Below are 18,214 nucleotides of genomic sequence, written 5' to 3' on the forward strand. Positions count from 1 at the left end.
CCCCACACGAACCGCCTCGGCGGCCGACGGGGAGGACGAACGATCTTGGGAGGGATCCTCGTCCGCACCGGTCATCAGGGACTGCAACAGGGAGAGGGAGTCCCGCAATGCCGCACGTCACCACCGCCGGAGCCGCCGCACACCACAGCGCCGCTCACCACAGCGCCGCTCACCACAGCGCCGCTCACCATCGCACCGAGACACCGGAACTGGTCGTCGCCGCTGACCCGGTCGGCCGCACCAACGCCGCACTCGTCACCGCTGCCCAGCGCGCCGGTGGCACCGGCCTGGTCGACGCACCCGACCTCACCGCACTGCAGGACGTGCTCGCCGACCTCGCCCGACGGCGGAGCACCGGAGGCTGGATGCGCCCCGGCGCAGGCCTCCTCTCCCGCGGGGTCGGGCACGACGACGCCCTGGACACCGCCCTCGACGACGCGTTCAGCGCCGTCGTGCTCGACGCGACCCTGCTCGACGACCTCGGCGCCCCTTGGGAAGACACGGCCGCCCTGTGGCGCACCCCCCGCCGCCGGGTCCTGGCCCAGGTGACCTCGCGCGACGCAGCCGTCGCTGCCGTCGAGGGTGGGGCCGACGGTCTGGTCGTCGTCGGCTGCGAGGCCGGAGGACGCGTCGGCACCACCCAGTCCTTCGTGCTACTGCAGCAGACCGTCGACCTCGGCGTCCCCGTCTGGGTCCGCGGCGGGACCGGTCTGCACACCACCGCTGCCGTCGTCGCCGGCGGTGGTGCAGGCGTCGTCGTCGACACCCAGCTCGGACTGCTCCGCGAAGCCGCACTGCCCGCCACCACCGCCGCCGCGCTGCGCCTGATGGACGGCTCCGAGACGCGCGTGGTCGGCGGACACCGGCTCTACACCCGCCCCGACCTCGAGGTCGCCGCACTCGACGACGCCGTCACCAGCGCGGAGGTCGCGGCCCGCCTCGGCGCCGACCTGCACTCCGACCTCGTCCCCCTCGGACAGGACTGCGGCGTCGCCTCCGACTGGGCGACCCGCTTCGTCACCGTCGGCGGCGTCGTCCAGGCCCTGCGCGAGTCCGTGACCACCCACCTCGACGCGCTCCGCGCTGGCGACCCGCTGGCTCCCGGATCGGCGCTCGCCGCCACCCACGGCACCCAGTACCCGATCGCCCAGGGCCCGATGACGCGGGTCTCGGACCGCGCCGAGTTCGCCGCTGCCGTCGCCGAGGGTGGCGGTCTGCCTTTCCTCGCCCTCGCGCTGCTGCCCGCTGCCGAGGTCCGTTCCCTGCTCGCCGAGACCGCAGCCCTGCTGGGCGATCGCCCCTGGGGCGTCGGGCTGCTCGGTTTCGCCCCCGCCGACCTCCTCGCCGCCCAACTGGAGGTCGTCACCGAAGTGTCACCGCCGTTCGCGCTGATCGCCGGTGGCCGCCCCTCGCAGGCCGCGGCGCTGGAGGCCGACGGCATCGCGTCGTACCTGCACGTCCCTTCGCCGGGCCTGCTCGACGCCTTCCTCGCCGACGGCGCCCGTTCGTTCGTCTTCGAGGGACGTGAGTGCGGCGGCCACGTCGGGCCGCGTTCGTCGTTCGCGTTGTGGGAGGCCCAGGTGGAGAGGCTGCTGCAGGTCAACGACCCGCAGAACCTGCGGATCCTGCTCGCCGGTGGCATCCACGACGCCCGCTCGGCCGCGATGGCTGCCGCCGCCGTCGCGCCGCTCGCCGCCCGCGGCGCCCAGGTCGGCGTCCTGATGGGCACCGCCTACCTCTTCACCACCGAGGCCGTGGCCTCCGGCGCGATCCAGGAGACCTTCCAGGAAGTCGCCGTCGACTGCGAGCGGACCATGCTCGTGGAGACCGCCCCCGGCCACGCGACCCGTTGCGTCGAGACCGAGTTCGCGCGCGCGTTCGCCGAGCGCAAGGCCGAACTGGAGTCTGCCGGGGTCGACGCCAAGAGTCGGTGGGCCGAGCTGGAGCAGCTCAACCTGGGCCGCCTCCGGATCGCTTCCAAGGGACTGGTCCGCACCGACGGCACACTCCAGAGCGTCGACGTGGACCGTCAGATCGCCGAGGGCATGTACATGATCGGCGAGGTCGCGACCCTGCGCGACGAGGTCACCGACATCGCCGCCCTGCACGCCTCCGTCAGCGTCGGCAGCGTCTCGTGGGTGCACGAACACCTCGGCCTCGACGTCGAGACGGACGACGAGGTCGCCACCGAGGCCGACCCGTTCGACATCGCGATCATCGGCATGGAGACCTTCCTGCCCGGCGCGGTCGGTACGGAGCAGTTCTGGGCCAACGTCGTCGCCGGCACCGACCACGTCACCGAGGTTCCCGCCGAGCGATGGGACACCGACCTCTACTTCGACGCCGAGACCTACGACAAACGTCAGGGCGGACGCACCACCCCGTCGAAGTGGGGCGGTTTCGTCGACGCGATCGGCTTCGACCCGCTCTCGCACGGCATCCCGCCGGCCTCCCTGGCAGCGATCGAACCGGTCCAACTGCTCGCCCTCGAGGTGGCCTCGCGTGCGCTGGCCGACGCCGGGTACGCCCAGCGTTCCTTCGACCGTGAGCGCGCTTCGGTGGTCTTCGGCGCGGAGTCGGGCAACGAACTGGGCGGCGCCTACGGGATCCGCGCGTTCCTGCCGCAGCTCTTCGGTCAGGTTCCCGACGAGCTGGAGAACTGGCTCCCTTCCCTCACCGAGGACTCCTTCCCCGGCGTCCTGGCCAACGTGATCGCCGGCCGGATCGCCAACCGACTCGACCTCGGCGGGGTCAACTACACCGTCGACGCCGCCTGCGGATCGTCGTTGGCCGCACTCGACGCCGCCTGCAAGGAACTGCGTCAGGGGTCCTCCGACCTCGTCATCGCCGGTGGCGCCGACCTGCACAACGGCCTCAACGACTACCTGATGTTCGCCTCCGTGCACGCGCTCTCCCCGACCGGACGCTGCCGCACCTTCGACGCCGACGCCGACGGCATCGCGCTCGGTGAGGGCATCGCCGCGGTCGTGCTCAAGCGTCGCGTCGACGCCGAGCGTGACGGCGACCGGATCTACGCCGTGATCGACGCCGTCGCCGGATCCTCCGACGGCCGGCACCTGGGCCTCACCGCTCCCCGCAAGGAGGGGCAGCAGCGTGCTGTCGCGCGCGCCCTGGAGGCGTCCGGTGTCTCGCTCACCGAGGTCGGTCTGGTCGAGGCGCACGGCACCGGCACCGTCGTCGGGGACCGCACCGAGATGGCGACCCTGACCGAACTCTTCGCCGAGGCCGACGTCGAGCCGGGATCAGTGGTCCTGGGCTCGGTGAAGTCCCAGATCGGGCACACCAAGTGCACAGCCGGGCTCGCCGGACTCGTGAAGGTCGCCAAGGCCCTGCACCACGCGGTGCTCCCGCCGACGATCAACCTCGACGACCCCAACCCGTACTACGACGCCCAGGCGTCCCCGTTCCGCTTCCACGACACTGCACGCCCCTGGGCCGCGGCCACGCGTCGGGCCGGGGTGAGCGCCTTCGGCTTCGGCGGCACCAACTTCCACGCCGTCGTCTCCGCCTACGAGGGCGGGGACCGTCCCGCGCACAAGGTCGCGCAGTGGCCCGCCGAACTGTTCGTCGTCCGGGCGGTCGACGAGGCCACAGCAGCCAATCGGCTCGACGACCTGCGCGCCTTGGTCGACGGCGTCCTCGCCTCCGACCCGGGCGCCCAGCGTCACCGTCTGCGTGACCTCGCCCGGACCGTCTCGACCTCGGGCCGTGGTGCAGTGCGGGCAGCCTTCGTGGCCGGGTCGTTCCTGGAACTGCGCCAGGAACTCGACCGGCTGCTCGACGAGGCCGGGTCGTACGGCCTACCTGCTGCCCCTGACGCCGCCGAACGCGGCAAGGTCGCGTTCCTCTACCCGGGTCAGGGCTCCCAGCGTCCGGGCATGCTCAACGACCTCTTCGTGACGTTCTCCGCACTCGACGACGTCGCCGCGCTCGCGGAGCCGTGGGCAGCGGAACTGTTCCCGCCGGCCGGTTTCACCGCCGCCCAGCGCGCCGCCCAGCGGGCCGCGATCACCGCCACCGAAGTCGCCCAGCCGACCCTCGGGGTAGCAGCGCTCGCGATGACCCGGATGCTCCGCAGCGTCGGCGTGCAGCCCGACGTCGCCGGAGGCCACTCCTACGGTGAGCTCGCGGCGCTGGCTGCTGCCGGCGTGATGGACGACGCCACCCTGCTGCGACTCTCCGCGGTGCGCGGCCAGGCCGTGCTGGACGCCGTCGAGGCGTCGGGCGGAGACCCGGGCACGATGGCTGCGGTCTCGCTGACGATCGAGGAACTGCTGCCGCGTCTGACCGCCTTCGACGGCGTCGTGGTGGCCAACCACAACGCCCCGCGTCAGGTCGTCGTCTCGGGCCCGACGGCGAGCGTCCACGCCGCGGTCGAGGCGTGGGAGGCCGACGGGGTCCGCGCCACGCTGATCCCGGTGGCCTGTGCCTTCCACTCCCCGCTCGTGGCCCGCGCGAGCGAGTCGCTGGCTGCTGAACTCGCTGCTCTCGACCTCTCCGCGCCGCAGTTCCCGGTGTGGTCCAACGTCACCGCGGAGCCGTACCCCGGTGTCGGATCCAGCACCGGCGACGACGCGGTCGAGGTCCTCAAGGGCCTGCTGTCCTCGCAGGTCAGCGACGGCGTCCGGTTCGTCGACCAGATCGAGTCGATGTACGCCGCCGGCGTCCGCGTCTTCGTCGAAGCAGGTCCCGGACGGGTCCTCGGCGGCCAGGTCGCAAAGATCCTCGGCGACCGCCCGCACACCGTCGTCGCGACCGACGTGAACGGCGAGAACGGGGTCCGCCGCTTCCTGCAGGCAGTCGCCGATCTGGCGATGGCCGGCGTCGAGGTGGACACCCGCAGCCTCTTCCTCGAACGCGCCGAGGACGTCGACCTGCGCACCTGGCCACTCAAGGCCCCTGGCTGGACCGTCAGCGGCGCGTTCGTGCGTCGGGCCGACGGCACCGTGCTTCCCAACAGTCACCAGCCGGCCGACACGATGCCGGCCCTCTCCCCCGTCGCCACACCGGAGGTCTTCACGATGAGCAGCGCCCCGGTCGAGACCTCGTTCGACGACGTCTCCGCTTCCCCCGTTCTCGCCGGGACCGGAGCCGACGTGGTCCTCACCGAGTACCTGCGGTCGATGCGTCAGGTGGTCGCGGCCGAGCGTGACGTCGTGCTCCGCTACCTGGGAGCCACCCCGGCACCTGCCCCGTCCGGCGCCGTGACGGCCGCTGCTCCGTCCAGCGCCGTGACGGCAGCTCCGGCCTCGGTCACGGCTGCTTCGGCCGTTGCTCCGGCTGCCCGGCAGGCTGCTGCTCCGGCACCTGCTTCCCTGGTTCCGGCCCAGCGGGCGCCCGAACCCGTCGCGGCGGCACCAGCTGCGACCGTGGACCTCCTGCTGGCGGTCCAGGAAGTCGTCTCCGAACGCACCGGCTACCCCGTCGACATGCTCGAACCCGACCTCGACCTCGAGGCCGACCTCTCCATCGACTCCATCAAGCGGATCGAGATCGTCGGAGAACTCGCCCAGAAGATCGGACTGGGCTCAGGCGGACCGGGCGCAGGCGGCGCCGAACTCGACGAGAACGTCGTCGAAGAACTCTCCCGCCACAAGACCCTCGCCGCGATCGTCACCTGGATCGAAGGGATGCAGGGTGTGAGCAGCGCGCCCGGCACCTCTGCCCCGGCGGCCGCCACCGACGGCGCTGCTCCGGCTGCCGCGACGCCCACGGCCACGGCCACGGCCACGAGTCTCAGCGGCGACGCGTTGCTGCTGGCGGTCCAGGAAGTCGTCTCCGAACGCACCGGCTACCCCGTCGACATGCTCGAACCCGACCTCGACCTCGAGGCCGACCTCTCCATCGACTCCATCAAGCGGATCGAGATCGTCGGAGAACTCGCCCAGAAGATCGGGCTGGGCTCAGGCGGACCGGGCGCAGGCGGCGCCGAACTCGACGAGAACGTCGTCGAAGAACTCTCCCGCCACAAGACCCTCGCCGCGATCGTCACCTGGATCGAAGGCCTGAGCACGCCCGCTGCTGTCGCGTCGTCCGTCTCCGCCTCCGCCACGACGTCCGTGGGTGACGCCGTCGTGGTTCCTGCCCAGCCCACCCCGTCAGCAGCGGCACCGGAGCAGGTCATGGACCTCTCCACCGGTCTGTACGAGGTGGTCGTCGAACCCCTCGGGCCGGTCGTCTCCCTGGGCCGGATCAGTGGCTCCAGCGTCGCCCTGGTCGAGGGACACTCAGACCTCACGCCGGTGGTCGCCTCCGCTCTCACCGAGCGCGGTGCCCGCGTCGTCCGAGTCCCGTTCGAGGAGGTCAGCGCCCACACCGCGTTGCTGGCCGAGGTGGACGTCGTCGTTGATCTCTCCACCACCTCGGGCGACCCCCGGATCGACGCCCGCGACGTGTTCGCCGCCCTGCGTCCTGCCCTCCTGGGTCGGGCCCAGCGTCTGCTCGGCGTCGGTGTGGCCGCCCACGCCGCCGACGACGCCGTCGGGGCAGCCGTCCCGACCGGCCTACCCGGTCTCTTCCGTTCCTTGGCCCGTGAGCGTGAAGACCTCCTGGTCCGCGCCGTGGAGGTGACCACCGGCGACCTCGCCGGCGACCTGCACGCGCTGGCCGTCTGCCTCGTCGACGAGCTCCTCGACCTCGATGCCCCTGCGGCGGTCTCCTGGACCGGCGGGGTCCGTACCGCCCGCGTGGCGGGCCCGGCGATCGACCTCGAACAGCGAGTTTCGTCGCTCGGTCTGGATGCAGAGTCCGTCGTCGTCCTGACCGGCGGCGCCCGGGGCATCACCGCCCGGATCGCGGAGGGCATCGCCCGGACCACACCGTGCCGTCTCGTCCTGGTGGGTCGTTCGCCCGCCCCGTCGGGCGCCGAGGACCCCCGTCTTCGCGGCACCGACGACGCGCTCGCGCTACGCCGACGGATCCTCGAGAACGCCTCCTCCGACGGCGTGAAACTGACCCCCGCCGAGGTCGAGAAGCAGGTCTCCGCGGTGATCGCCGACCGCGAGGTGACCGCGACCCTGGCGCTGCTGCGCGAGCTGGGTTCGGATGCTGAGTACGTCTCGATGGACGTGCGTTCCCCCGGCTTCGGTGCACTGCTCGACGCCCTGCACGGCACCTTCGGACGCCTCGACGGCGTGATCCACGGCGCTGGCGTCCTCGACGACCGTCTGGTCCGCGACAAGACCGCCGAGGGCTTCGATCGGGTGTTCGGCACCAAGGTCGAGGGCGCCCGCGCGATCCTGGACCGGCAGCACCTGGGGATGCGGTTCGTGGTCCTCTTCGGCTCGGTCTCCGGGGTCTTCGGCAACAAGGGCCAGGTCGACTACGCGGCCGCCAACGACGCCCTCGACACCCTCGCCCAGATCCACGACGGCCGGCACGGCTGCCACGTGGTCTCCCTGGACTGGGGTCCGTGGGCCGGCGGCGGCATGGTGTCGCCCGAGCTCGAGCGGGAGTACGCACGCCGCGGCGTCGGCCTCCTCGACTCCGACGACGGTGTCACCGCACTCCTCAACGAGGTGGCCGGTGGTCGGGGCCGTCCCAGCCAGATCGTGGTGATGGCCGGCGAGCCCGCCGCCTTCGCACCGTCAGTGGCAGGTCGGGGCCGTCGTGCTGCCGACACGGTCGGACAGCCGTGAGCCGACGCCGACACCGCACCGGTGCGGATCCGCACCGCGACGACGTGGCCGTCGTCGGGGTCGCGGGTGTCTTCCCCGGCGCACCGGACGCGGCGACGTTCTGGTCCAACGTGAAGAACGGCGTCGACGCGATCAGCGATGCCCCGGCCCAGCGGTGGGACCCGGTCTTCCACGACGTCGACGGCAAGAGCGCGGACCGGTTCTACACCCGACGTGGCGGCTTCGTCGACGAGGTCGCGACCTTCGACCCGTTGGCGTTCGGGATCATGCCGAACGCTGCCGAGTACGCCGAACCCGACCAGTTGCTGGCTCTCTCCGCGGCGGCGGCAGCACTGTCCGACGCCGGTGACGTGCACGCACGCCTCGACCCCTCACGTGTCGCGGTGCTGCTGGGACGCGGCGGTTACCTGGGTGACGGCGTCGCCCGCCTCGACCAGCGGGTCCGCACCGCCCAGCAGGTCGTCGAGGTGCTGCGAGCAGTGGTCCCCGGCGTCACCGAGGGGCAGTTGCGTCAGGTCCGGGAGCAGTTCCACGACGCGTTGGGGCCTGAGCGCCCTGAGGCTTCGATCGGTCTCGTCCCCAACCTCGCGGCGTCACGGATCGCGAACCGTTTCGACTTCCACGGCCCGGCCTACACCGTCGACGCAGCGTGCGCGTCGTCGTTGATCGCGGTCTCCCAGGCCTGCGACCTGCTGCGTTCGGACCGCGCCGACCTGGTGCTCGCCGGCGGCGTCCACCACTGCCACGACCTCACGTTGTGGAGCGTCTTCACCCAACTCCGCGCCTTGTCCCCCTCGGGCGGGATCCGCCCGTTCTCCGCCGACGCCGACGGGATCCTGATCGGCGAGGGCACCGGCATCCTGGCGCTGCGTCGTTGGGAGGACGCCGTGCGTGACGGTGACCGGGTCTACGCGGTGATCCGCGGATCCGGTGTGGCCTCCGACGGACGCGCCTCGACCCCGATGAGCCCGGTGCAGTCGGGCCAGGTCGCCGCGGTGACCGCCGCATGGCGTCAGGCCGGCCTCGACCCCGCCGCAGCGGGCCTGGTCGAGGCCCACGGCACCGCGACCCCGCTGGGCGACCGCACCGAGATCGCGACCCTGCGTGAGGTGTTCGGCGACTCCGGCGCCCCGATCGGGCTGGGTTCGGTGAAGTCGATGATCGGGCACGCGATGCCTGCTGCGGGCGCCGCCGGGCTGGTGAAGACGGCGTTGGCGCTGCACGAGAAGGTGCTTCCCCCGACGCTGCACGCCGACACCCCGCACCCTGATCTGGCCGGGTCGCGTCTGGAACTCGTCGGTGCACTGCGCCCGTGGGACATCCCCACGCAGGGCCCGCGCCTGGCCGGTGTCAACGCGTTCGGATTCGGCGGGATCAACGCTCACGTCGTGCTGTCCGAAGCCCCCACCAGCGCTGCTTCGGCGGCGTTCCCGGGCGCGAACTCCCGCGCGGTCGACCCCGACGAGACGGTGCTGATGCTGGCCGGTGTCGACGCCGACGACCTGATCGCCCAGCTCGACGCCCTCGTGGCTGCCTCGCCGGACGGAGTCGCGACGTCGTCGTCTGTCCCGACCGGTGGACCGGCGCGTCTGGCAGTGGTCGCCCCCGATGCGAAGCGGATGACGCTGGCCCGCAAGGTGCTGGCGCGCGGCACCGCATTCCGGGGCCGCAACGACGTCTGGTTCGACCCGACCGGCCTGCTACACCCCGACGCAGGCGACGGCAAGGTCGCGTTCCTCTTCCCCGGCGTCGAGCCGGAGTTCGACCCCCGGGTCGACGACGTCGCCGAGCGGTTCGGGCTGGTCTGGGAAGGCTTCAGTTCCACCGACGCCGGGCTGCAGACCCAGGGCCGCGGCATCGTCAACGTCGGACGTCTCCTGGCTGCCGCTCTCGACCGTCTCGGCGTGCAGGCCGACCTGATGGCCGGCCACAGCCTCGGTGAGTGGACCGGTCAGATCGTGTCCGGGATCGTCCCGCACGCCAGCGTCGACGATCTGCTCGCCTCCCTGCGCCCCGACGCCCTGGAGGTGCCCGACGTCGTCTTCGTCGCCCTCGGTGGCGGCGCCGGAGTGGCCCAGGAGATCGCCGACACCCTCCCTGACACCTACGTCTCCCACGACAACTGCACCCGCCAGTCGGTGATCTGCTGCCGTCCTGAGCAGGCTCCCGCGGTGCTGGAGAACGCCAAGGCCCGCAAGGTGATGGCGCAGGAACTGCCGTTCCGTTCGGGCTTCCACTCCCCGCTCTTCGAACCGTTCGCCCAGGGTGTGCTGCGCGAATTCGGCAGCGTGCCGCTGAACCCGGCGCAGGTGCCGATGTGGTCGGCGACGACGCTGGCGCCCTACCCCGACGACCGCGACGAGATCCTCGCGTTGGGCGGACGTCATCTGGTGGAGCAGGTCCGGTTCCGCGAACTCACCGAGAAGCTGCACGCCGGGGGCGTACGCGCGTTCGTGCAGGTCGGTTCCGGCAGCCTCACCGGTTTCCTCGACGACACCCTGCGCGACGTCGACGTCCTCACCGTCTCCGCTCTCAGCGCCCCCGGCGCGCGGGTCAGCACCACCGGGCTGGGACAGCTGCGTCGGGTGGCGGCGGCGCTCTGGTCGGCTGGCCTCGACCTCGACCTGTCGCTGCTCGGCCACCCGGGGGCGGAGGTCGCTGCGACTGGGGCGGGCCCGCGGCCGGTCCCGGTGGGGCGTGCGACGCGACTGCGGATGGGGGCGCCGCTGGTGCGGGACCTGACGCCGCTCGACCTCGGCGCGGTTGTTCCTGCCACCCCTGCCATCCCTGCCACCCCTGCCGCTGCCGCTGCGGGACGTCATCAGATTCCGGTGCCAGGGCCCTCGATTCCTATGACGTCCGCCGACGTGAACGGCTCGGGGCCGGTGGTCTCGGAGTTCGCCGCGCTGGTCCAAGAGGCCACAGCCGCGGCGCAGCAGGTGATCGCGGCCGCTGCGGCCGCACCCGTGCGTCCCCGTCCCACGCCGGTCGCAGCACCGCCGGCCCGCCGGCTCACGCCCGTCGCGAGCGAACGCGAAACCCTCGTGCCGCTCTCGGTCGAGGCCCAGCCGTGGTGGGGCGACCACGCCTTCTACCCGCAGCAGCCCGGCTGGCCGGTGCTGGAGGACCGCTTCCCGCTGGTTCCGTTGACGGGCCTGGTCGAGATGATGGGCGACGCCGCCCGTGAACTCGTGCCGGGCAGCGTCGTGGTGTCGATCAGTGACGTCCGTGCGTTCCGGTGGCTCGCCGTCGAACCGGCGGTCGAGGCCCGTCTGGTGGCGAAGATCGACGACGACGCCAGCGCCGCCGCGCGCGCCGTCCACGGCCCGGACACGTTCGTCGTGCGGACGTCGTTCGAGGGGCACTGCCGCGCCGTCGTCACCCTCAGCGGCGCGCACCCGGCCGCGCCGGCCCCCGCTGCGCCCCCGGTCACCGGCGTGATCGACCGGGCGTGGACCCCTGAGACGATCTACCCCGACGGGCACCTCTTCCACGGTCCCGCCTACCAAGGGATCGTCTCGATGGAGGCGTTCGGCGTCAACGGCGCTGCTGGCCACCTGCTCACCAAGCCCTACCCGGGGTCGCTGCTCGACAACGCCGGGCAGATCTTCGGCCTCTGGGTCGCGGCGCGCGCCGACAAGGACCGTCTGGTGCTGCCGACCAGCGTCGACGAGTTCGCGTTCTTCGGCGAACACCCGACGACGGGCACGCGGGTCAACTGCGTCGTCACGATCACCGAGGTCGCCGAGACGTTCGTCCGCGCGGATCTCGAACTCACCGTCGAGGGACGGGTCTGGTGTCGGATCTCGGGCTGGGAGGACCGTCGTTTCCAGTCCGACGACCGCCTCTTCATGGTGCTGCGTGAACCCGGTGAACGGCTCCTGGCCCTGCCGCGCCCGGGAGGATGGTTCCTCACCGTCGAGGGCTGGCCCGACTCCGCCTCCCGCGAGGTCGTGATGCGGCGATTCCTGCGGCAGGACGAACGCGGCGACCACATGTCCCGCAACCCGCGCAGTCAGCGCGCACGCCTGCTGGGCCGGATCTCAGCGAAGGACGCCGTCCGCGACCTCGCGTTCGACGCGGGTGTGGCCCGGGTCTTCCCGGCCGAGGTCGCGATCGACAACGACGACGCCGGACGCCCTGTGGTGCGCACCGAACTGCCCGGCACCGACAGGGTCGAGGTGTCGATCTCGCACACCCTGGGTGGACGTCCGCCGGCCGGCAAGGTCGCGGGCAACGCGGCGGCCGTCGGTGTCGGGGTCGCGATCGCGTCCCGCGACGGACTACCGGGGATCGACGTCGAACGGGTCGCGGAACGCTCCACGACGTTCGAGAACGCCGCCCTCACCGCGGCGGAGAAATCGCTGGTCGGGACGTACGTCCGCAGCCTCGACGCCGACACCGGACGGCTCTGCCGCGACCGCGAACTCACCCGCTGGTGGGCCGCCAAGGAGGCCGCTGCGAAGGCCAACGGAACCGGCCTGCAGGGACGCCCGCACGACTTCGAGGTCCACGAGGTCCGGCCGGCCCCCAGCGCCGAGGACCCGCTCCGCGTCGACCTGCTCGTCGGCGACCGCTGGATCGCCACCACGTCCTTGGTCCTCGACGGCGTCCGCGTCGTCGAGCCCACCCCAGAAGCCATCACCGTGACGCCGGACGTCACGCCTCATGAGGAGTACATCGTTGCCTGGACAGACCGCTGAGAACCTCGACACCACCATCGGCACGACCACCAGCACCGCCGCCGACACCTCCCCCGAGGCCGTGCTCGCGCAGCTGGAGGAGATCCTGACCGAGATCGTCGGCGACGACCTGATGCTCGACGGCCCGCTCGCCATGGACACCTCGTTCAGCGACGATCTGCAACTGGAGAGCATCGAGTTCGTGGCGCTGTCGGAGGAACTGCTGGCTGCCTACGGCGAGAAGGTCGACTTCGTGTCGTGGATGTCGGCGATGGACCTCGATCAGGTGGTCGCGTTGACCGCGGGGCAGGTGGTCGACTTCGTCGTGACGTCGCTGGCCGACCCCGCCGCTGCCTCCGCTGCTGTCGCGTCGGAGGGCTGATCAGTGCCGATGGTGGAGGCCCGCGGGCTGAAGTTCCACACGCAGGTGCTCACCGGGGAGCCGGCGGTCGACGCCGATGGCAACCCGGTCAAGCGCCCCAAGATCGTGATGCTGCACGGGCTCGTCATCGACAACCTGTCGAGCTGGTTCTACACGCTCGCGAACCCGCTGGCGGCGCAGGCCGACGTGTACCTGATGGACATGCGTGGCCACGGCCGCACGACGATCCCCGACACCGGGTACAGCGTCGAGGAGAACGTCCAGGACCTGCTCGCGATGCTGACCGAGTGGGGTCTCGACGACGAGCCGGTGCATTTCTTCGGCAACTCGTTCGGGTGCGTCGTCGGGCTGACGGTGGCGCAGCGGTTCCCCGAGAAGATCGCGTCGTTGTTCCTGATCGAGGCGCACTTCTCGGTGCCCGGCTGGGGCGAGCAGATGGCGGGTTCGTTGGAGATGGCTGCGTTCGGGCTCGACGAGGGCGCGGTGCGGGCCTGGCTCGACGCGGAGGCGGACCGCAAGATGTCGCGGCTGGCGATGCGGGCCGAGAAGTTGTTCTTCCAGACGTCGTTGATCGCCGATCTCAAGGCGGAGCCGTCGATCGGGTGGCTGGCCGAGGTGTCGCGCCCGTTGTACGCGATCTACGGATCGGAGTCCGACATCCTCGACCGCGCTCGTGAACTGGACGCCGAGGTGCCCGACTCCACCCTGGAGATCGTCCCGGACTCCTCGCACGCACTGCTGATCGAGAACCCGGGGCTGATCAAGGCCAGGGCGATGGCGTGGCTGAATGCGCAGGCCGGCACCACCTACGAGATCGTCGAGGTCGCACCGAAGCACCTGGGCACCTACGGCGCGGTGGAGCGGATGGAACAGATCGAGCAGATCAAGGCCGAGAGCGCGCAGGGGATGGCCCGGAAGCAGGCGGAAACCGAGGCTGCTGCGTCGGCTGCTGCCGTGGGTTCCTGACGTGGCACGTTTCCTGTTCGTCGTCCCGCCGTTGACGGGGCACGTGAACCCGACCGTCGTGGTCGCCGCCGAGCTGACCCGCCGCGGTCACGAGGTGGCGTGGACGGGCTTCCCCGGCAAGGTCGAGGCGTTGCTGCCGACGGGCGCGACGTTCCTCCCCTCGGGCGGGCAGGAATGGACCGAGGCAGTGGACCAACGGTTCGCCCGACGCCCCGACCTGCGCGGCGCCGCGGCGTACAAGTTCCTCACCGAGGAGGTCCTGGAACCGCTGTGCCACCTGATGGTTCCGGGCGTCGAGGACGCGGTCGACGCATGGGAGCCGGACGTCCTCGTCGTCGACCAACAGACGTGGGCGGGTGCGGTGGTGGGGCGTCGTCGTCAGATGTTGTGGGTGACGTCGGCGACGACGTCGGCCGAGCTGGTCGATCCGTTGGCGGGGTTGCCGAAGGTGACCGAGCAGATCCACGCCTCACGGGTGGCGTTGCAGGTGCAGTACGGCGTCGATCCCGAGGTCGCCGAGCGTGGCGACATGCGGATCTCGGAGCACTTGGTGCTGGCCTACACCTCGCCGACGTTGGTGGGTGACGGGTTGGAGGACGTCACCGGGAACGCGGCGGTGGCGTTCGTGGGTTCGGCGACGACCGGACGTACTGAGACGACGCCGTTCGACATGGACCTTCTCGACCCCGACCTGCCGTTGGTACTGGTGAGTCTGGGGACGTTGAACGCCAACACGGGCGAGAAGTTCTGGCCCATGGCGGCCGAGGCGTTCCGCGGCCAGCCGTGGCAGGCGGTCTTCGTCGCGCCGCCGGAGATGGTTCCCGACGCGCCCGCCAACGTGGTGGTGGCCGAGCGGGTGCCGCAGTTGGCGCTCCTGGAACGGGCCGCAGCGGTGGTCTCGCACGCGGGCCACAACACGGTCTGTGAGGCGCTGTCAGCCGGGCTGCCGCTGGTGGTGACCCCGATCCGCGACGACCAGCCGGTGATCGCTGACCAAGTGGTGCGAGCCGGCGCGGGGGTACGGGTGAAATTCGCGCGGGTGCGTGCTGAGCAGTTGCGTGCCGCCGTGGCACAGACGCTGACCGACGCCACGATGCGGGCGAACGCGCAGGCGTTGGCCGACGAGTTCGCCGGTCTGGGTGGGGCTTCCGCCGCGGCTGAGGCGCTGGAGCAGTTGCTCCTGTCAGCCGCCGTGGTTGGCCCGTAGACCAACATGCAAAGGTCGGTCGCTGAGCCCCCTGTAAGGCCCCGGCCCGACCTTTGCATGTTTGGGTACGTGTCTCAGACGCGCTCGAGCAGGAAGAGCGGGATCTCCCGGTCGGTCTTGACCGCGTACTCGGCGTAGGTGGGCCAGGTCGCGACGGCGTGGTCCCACCACTCAGCACGCTCGGCACCTTCGAGGACGCGGGCGCGGTAGGTGTGCTTCTCGGGGCCGTCCTGCAGGTCGACCTCGGGGTGCGCGACGAAGTTGGCGTACCAGGACGGGTGCTCGGGGGCTCCGCCCTTGGACGCGACCGCGAGGTACTTGCCGTCTCGGGTGACCCGCATGACGGGGTTCTTGCGGAGGTTGCCGGACTTCGCGCCGCGCGAGGTGATCACGACGACCTTGTCGTCGGTGCCGGGCAGGGTGGTGGCGCGCGTGCCGCCGGACGCCTCGTACTCGGCGACCTGGTCACGGACCCACTGGGCGGGGCTGGGGACGTACGTTCCTGTCAGAGCCATGGCTCGAACCTACGTCCCCGTTCAGCTCGTGGGCCAACGGCGATAGCCTGCGCTGCATGAGTGCGATCGACGGAGTGAGCGACACCTTCGACCCGGACGCGTGGGACGTCGTCCCGGGCTTCGAACACCTGACCGACATGACCTACCACCGCGCGAAGGCGCACGGAACGGTCCGGATCGCGTTCGACCGGCCGGACGTGCTCAACGCGTTTCGCCCCAACACGGTCGACGAACTGATCGCGACCCTGGACCACGCGCGGATGAGCGCCGACGTCGGCTGTGTCCTGCTGACCGGCAACGGTCCGTCGGCGAAGTCGGGCAAGTACTCGTTCTGTTCCGGCGGCGACCAGCGGATCCGCGGCAAGGCCGGCTACCAGTACGAGGACAAGACGATCGAGGCCGGTGACACCGGTGCCGAGCCGCCGTCGCCGATCGACAAGGCCCGTCTGGCACGTCTGCACGTGCTGGAGGCGCAGCGCCTGATCCGGTTCATGCCGAAGGTCGTCATCTGCGTCGTGCCCGGTTGGGCTGCTGGTGGCGGTCACTCGCTGCACGCGGTCGCCGACCTCACGATCGCCTCGCGCGAGCACGCGGTCTTCAAGCAGACCGACGCTGACGTCGGCTCCTTCGACGGCGGTTACGGCTCGGCCTACCTGGCCCGTCAGGTGGGTCAGAAGTTCGCCCGCGAGATCTTCTTCCTGGGCGACTCCTACGACGCCGAGACGATGCACCGCATGGGTGCGGTCAACAAGGTCGTCGACCACGCCGACCTCGAGAAGGTCGCCCTGGAGTGGGGCGCCAAGATCAACGGCAAGTCCCCGACGGCCCAGCGGATGCTGAAGTACTCCTTCAACCTGCTCGACGACGGTCTGGTCGGCCAGCAGCTCTTCGCCGGTGAGACCACCCGTCTGGCCTACATGACCGACGAGGCCCAGGAGGGTCGCGACCAGTTCGTCGAGAAGCGCGAGCCCGACTGGTCGCCTTACCCCTGGTACTACTGAGCCTCTCGCTCACCCGAGCTGGACCGAGGGCCCCGACCTGCACGAACTGGTCGGGGCCCTCGTCCGTCGATCGAGTGCATCAGCACCACCGCCCACGGTCGGGCAGGGGCACACTGGCGCTGCACCGGACGGGCGAGGAGTAGGGGCAGGCCCCATGACGACCCACGTCGGTTCCGGGACAGCCTGCCGGTCCAGACCGGTTCTCGGCAGAGTGGACGCAGGCGGGGCCCCGTCCGGTGTGCTCCGGGCGGGGTCCCGCCGTGGTCGTTGGCCTCCCCGCCTCCGGTGTGAGCGGCGATCAACCGCCCCACCGGAATGCGCGTAGGGTCGCAAGACGGGGCCGTCCAGGTTCCCTCTCAGAGAGAAAACACATGAGCGACAAGTCGCCACGTCAAGGCATGACCCAGAAGTCCAGCAAGTCCATCAAGGAGAAGCGCGCCGACAAGCGCGACAAGGCAACTGCCGCCTCCGATGCCGCCAAGGCTGCGACGGTCAAGAAGAAGTGACGTCCTTGGGGCTCGGCGTCATCGGTTCCTCCTCGATGGAGAACGAGCGTCGGCTCCCTCTCCACCCGGACCACCTCCCCCTGCTGGACGCCGACCTGCGCGCCCGGATCACGCTCGAGCACGACTACGGCGCCCGCTTCGGCGTGGCCGATGCGGCGCTCGCTCCGTTCGTCGCCGGGTTCGCGTCGCGTGAGGAGCTGATCGCGACCTCCGACGTCGTCCTGCTCCCCAAGCCGCAGCTCACCGACGTCGCCGCGATGCACTCCGGCCAGGTCCTGTGGGGCTGGCCGCACTGCGTCCAGGACCGCGAACTCACCCAGCTCGCCATCGACCAGAAGCTGACGTTGATCGCCTTCGAGGCGATGAACCACTGGCGCCGTGACGGCAGCTTCGGTCTGCACGTGTTCCACAAGAACAACGAGATCGCCGGCTACAGCTCCGTGCTGCACGCCCTCGAACTGGCCGGCCTGACCGGTGACTACGGCCGCCGGTTGAGCGCGGTCGTGATCGGCTTCGGGGCCACCGCTCGTGGCGCCGTCACAGCACTCAAGGCCCACGGTGTGCACGACGTCGCGGTGCTCACCCATCGTGAGGTCGCGGCGGTCAGCTCACCGATCCACTCGGTGCTGATGCGGCAGTTCGACCACACGCCCGGCGACCCCGAGTTGAGCCACGTCATCACCGAGCGAGGTCGCGAACCCCTTGCGGCGTATCTCGCCGAGAACGACATCGTCGTCAACTGCACCCTGCAGGACACCGCGAACCCGCTCGTCTACCTCACCGAGGACGACGTCACCGCGTTCCGTCGCGGCAGCCTGGTCGTGGACGTCTCCTGCGACCGCGGGATGGGCTTCAGCTGGGCCCGCCCGACGACGTTCGACGACCCGACGTTCACCGTCGGCGACACCGTCACCTACTACGGCGTCGACCACAGCCCGTCGCACCTGTGGAACTCCGCGACGTGGGAGAACAGCAACGCGTTGATCCCGTTCCTGCGTCCGGTGCTCGAGGGCCCCGAGGCGTGGGACGCCGACCCGACGTTGAGTCGCGCGATCGAGATCCGCGACGGCCGGATCATCAACCCGGCGATCCTGGCGTTCCAGGGCCGCAGCCCGGCTGAGCCGTACGCGCTGGTCTGATCCCAGCAGCACGTTCTGTGGAGGATTGCTGTCACCTGGTGACAGCAATCCTCCACAGAACGGTGTGTTGCGTCCCCTCAGCGGAGACAACGACGGACGGACGGTCGCTGAGCGGACTCACCCCGGTTCCCTCATCCCGAGGACGGACGTACGTTCGT

9 protein-coding genes are annotated in these 18,214 nt (G+C 70.9%); 8 read left to right on the top strand and 1 reads right to left on the bottom strand.

What is annotated here, in order from left to right; translation table 11 throughout:
* Positions 1 to 107 precede the first annotated feature (107 nt).
* The 5 genes from EOV43_RS14530 to EOV43_RS14550 are packed head-to-tail and all read left to right on the top strand — an operon-like array spanning position 108 to position 14,895.
* The gene (locus EOV43_RS14530; RefSeq protein ID WP_128221922.1) at positions 108 to 7,658 is read left to right on the top strand and encodes a type I polyketide synthase; all 7,551 of its coding nucleotides are present in this window, start codon (positions 108 to 110) and stop codon (positions 7,656 to 7,658) included.
* Positions 7,655 to 12,361 carry a type I polyketide synthase gene (locus tag EOV43_RS14535; RefSeq protein WP_128221923.1) on the top strand — a complete coding sequence of 1,569 codons (4,707 nt, stop codon included), beginning with the start codon at positions 7,655 to 7,657 and terminating at the stop codon, positions 12,359 to 12,361. The genes EOV43_RS14530 and EOV43_RS14535 overlap by 4 nt, the downstream gene beginning before the upstream one ends.
* Positions 12,342 to 12,722 (top strand): acyl carrier protein, encoded by a 381-nt coding sequence (locus EOV43_RS14540; protein ID WP_128221924.1) that lies wholly within the window; start codon positions 12,342 to 12,344, stop codon positions 12,720 to 12,722. Before EOV43_RS14535 ends, EOV43_RS14540 begins: the two co-directional genes overlap by 20 nt.
* A gap of 9 nt (positions 12,723 to 12,731) precedes the next feature.
* Positions 12,732 to 13,688: an alpha/beta fold hydrolase gene (locus EOV43_RS15775; protein ID WP_239022325.1), complete on the top strand. Its 957-nt coding sequence runs from the start codon at positions 12,732 to 12,734 to the stop codon at positions 13,686 to 13,688.
* A gap of 1 nt (position 13,689) precedes the next feature.
* Complete coding sequence (locus tag EOV43_RS14550; protein WP_128221926.1) at positions 13,690 to 14,895, top strand: glycosyltransferase; 1,206 nt, start codon at positions 13,690 to 13,692, stop codon at positions 14,893 to 14,895.
* Between the two features lie 74 nt (positions 14,896 to 14,969).
* Here EOV43_RS14550 and EOV43_RS14555 read toward each other — a convergent pair whose 3' ends face one another.
* On the bottom strand, positions 14,970 to 15,410 hold the full coding sequence (locus tag EOV43_RS14555) for a nitroreductase family deazaflavin-dependent oxidoreductase (protein ID WP_128221927.1): 441 nt from the start codon (positions 15,408 to 15,410) through the stop codon (positions 14,970 to 14,972).
* Between the two features lie 56 nt (positions 15,411 to 15,466).
* Between EOV43_RS14555 and EOV43_RS14560 the strand changes: the two genes are divergently transcribed.
* The 3 genes from EOV43_RS14560 (at position 15,467) to EOV43_RS14565 (ending at position 18,056) form a co-directional block, all read left to right on the top strand.
* Positions 15,467 to 16,411, top strand: a complete 945-nt coding sequence (locus EOV43_RS14560; protein WP_128221928.1) for a 1,4-dihydroxy-2-naphthoyl-CoA synthase — start codon at positions 15,467 to 15,469, stop codon at positions 16,409 to 16,411.
* Positions 16,412 to 16,782: 371 nt separating this feature from the next.
* Entirely contained in the window at positions 16,783 to 16,917 is a 135-nt protein-coding gene (locus EOV43_RS15895; protein WP_277745795.1) for a hypothetical protein, read from the top strand.
* Complete coding sequence (locus EOV43_RS14565; RefSeq protein ID WP_164878731.1) at positions 16,914 to 18,056, top strand: N(5)-(carboxyethyl)ornithine synthase; 1,143 nt, start codon at positions 16,914 to 16,916, stop codon at positions 18,054 to 18,056. Before EOV43_RS15895 ends, EOV43_RS14565 begins: the two co-directional genes overlap by 4 nt.
* Positions 18,057 to 18,214 lie beyond the last annotated feature (158 nt).

The organism is Nocardioides yefusunii, from assembly GCF_004014875.1.
Classification (GTDB): domain Bacteria; phylum Actinomycetota; class Actinomycetes; order Propionibacteriales; family Nocardioidaceae; genus Nocardioides; species Nocardioides yefusunii.

What these genes read in the sequence shown, in the direction of transcription:
- EOV43_RS14530 (WP_128221922.1), top strand. Translation starts at nt 108, where the DNA reads ATGCCGCACGTCACCACCGCCGGAGCCGCCGCACACCACAGCGCCGCT.
- EOV43_RS15775 (WP_239022325.1), top strand. Translation starts at nt 12,732, where the DNA reads ATGGTGGAGGCCCGCGGGCTGAAGTTCCACACGCAGGTGCTCACCGGG.
- EOV43_RS14555 (WP_128221927.1), bottom strand. Translation starts at nt 15,410, where the DNA reads ATGGCTCTGACAGGAACGTACGTCCCCAGCCCCGCCCAGTGGGTCCGT.
- EOV43_RS14560 (WP_128221928.1), top strand. Translation starts at nt 15,467, where the DNA reads ATGAGTGCGATCGACGGAGTGAGCGACACCTTCGACCCGGACGCGTGG.
- EOV43_RS15895 (WP_277745795.1), top strand. Translation starts at nt 16,783, where the DNA reads ATGAGCGACAAGTCGCCACGTCAAGGCATGACCCAGAAGTCCAGCAAG.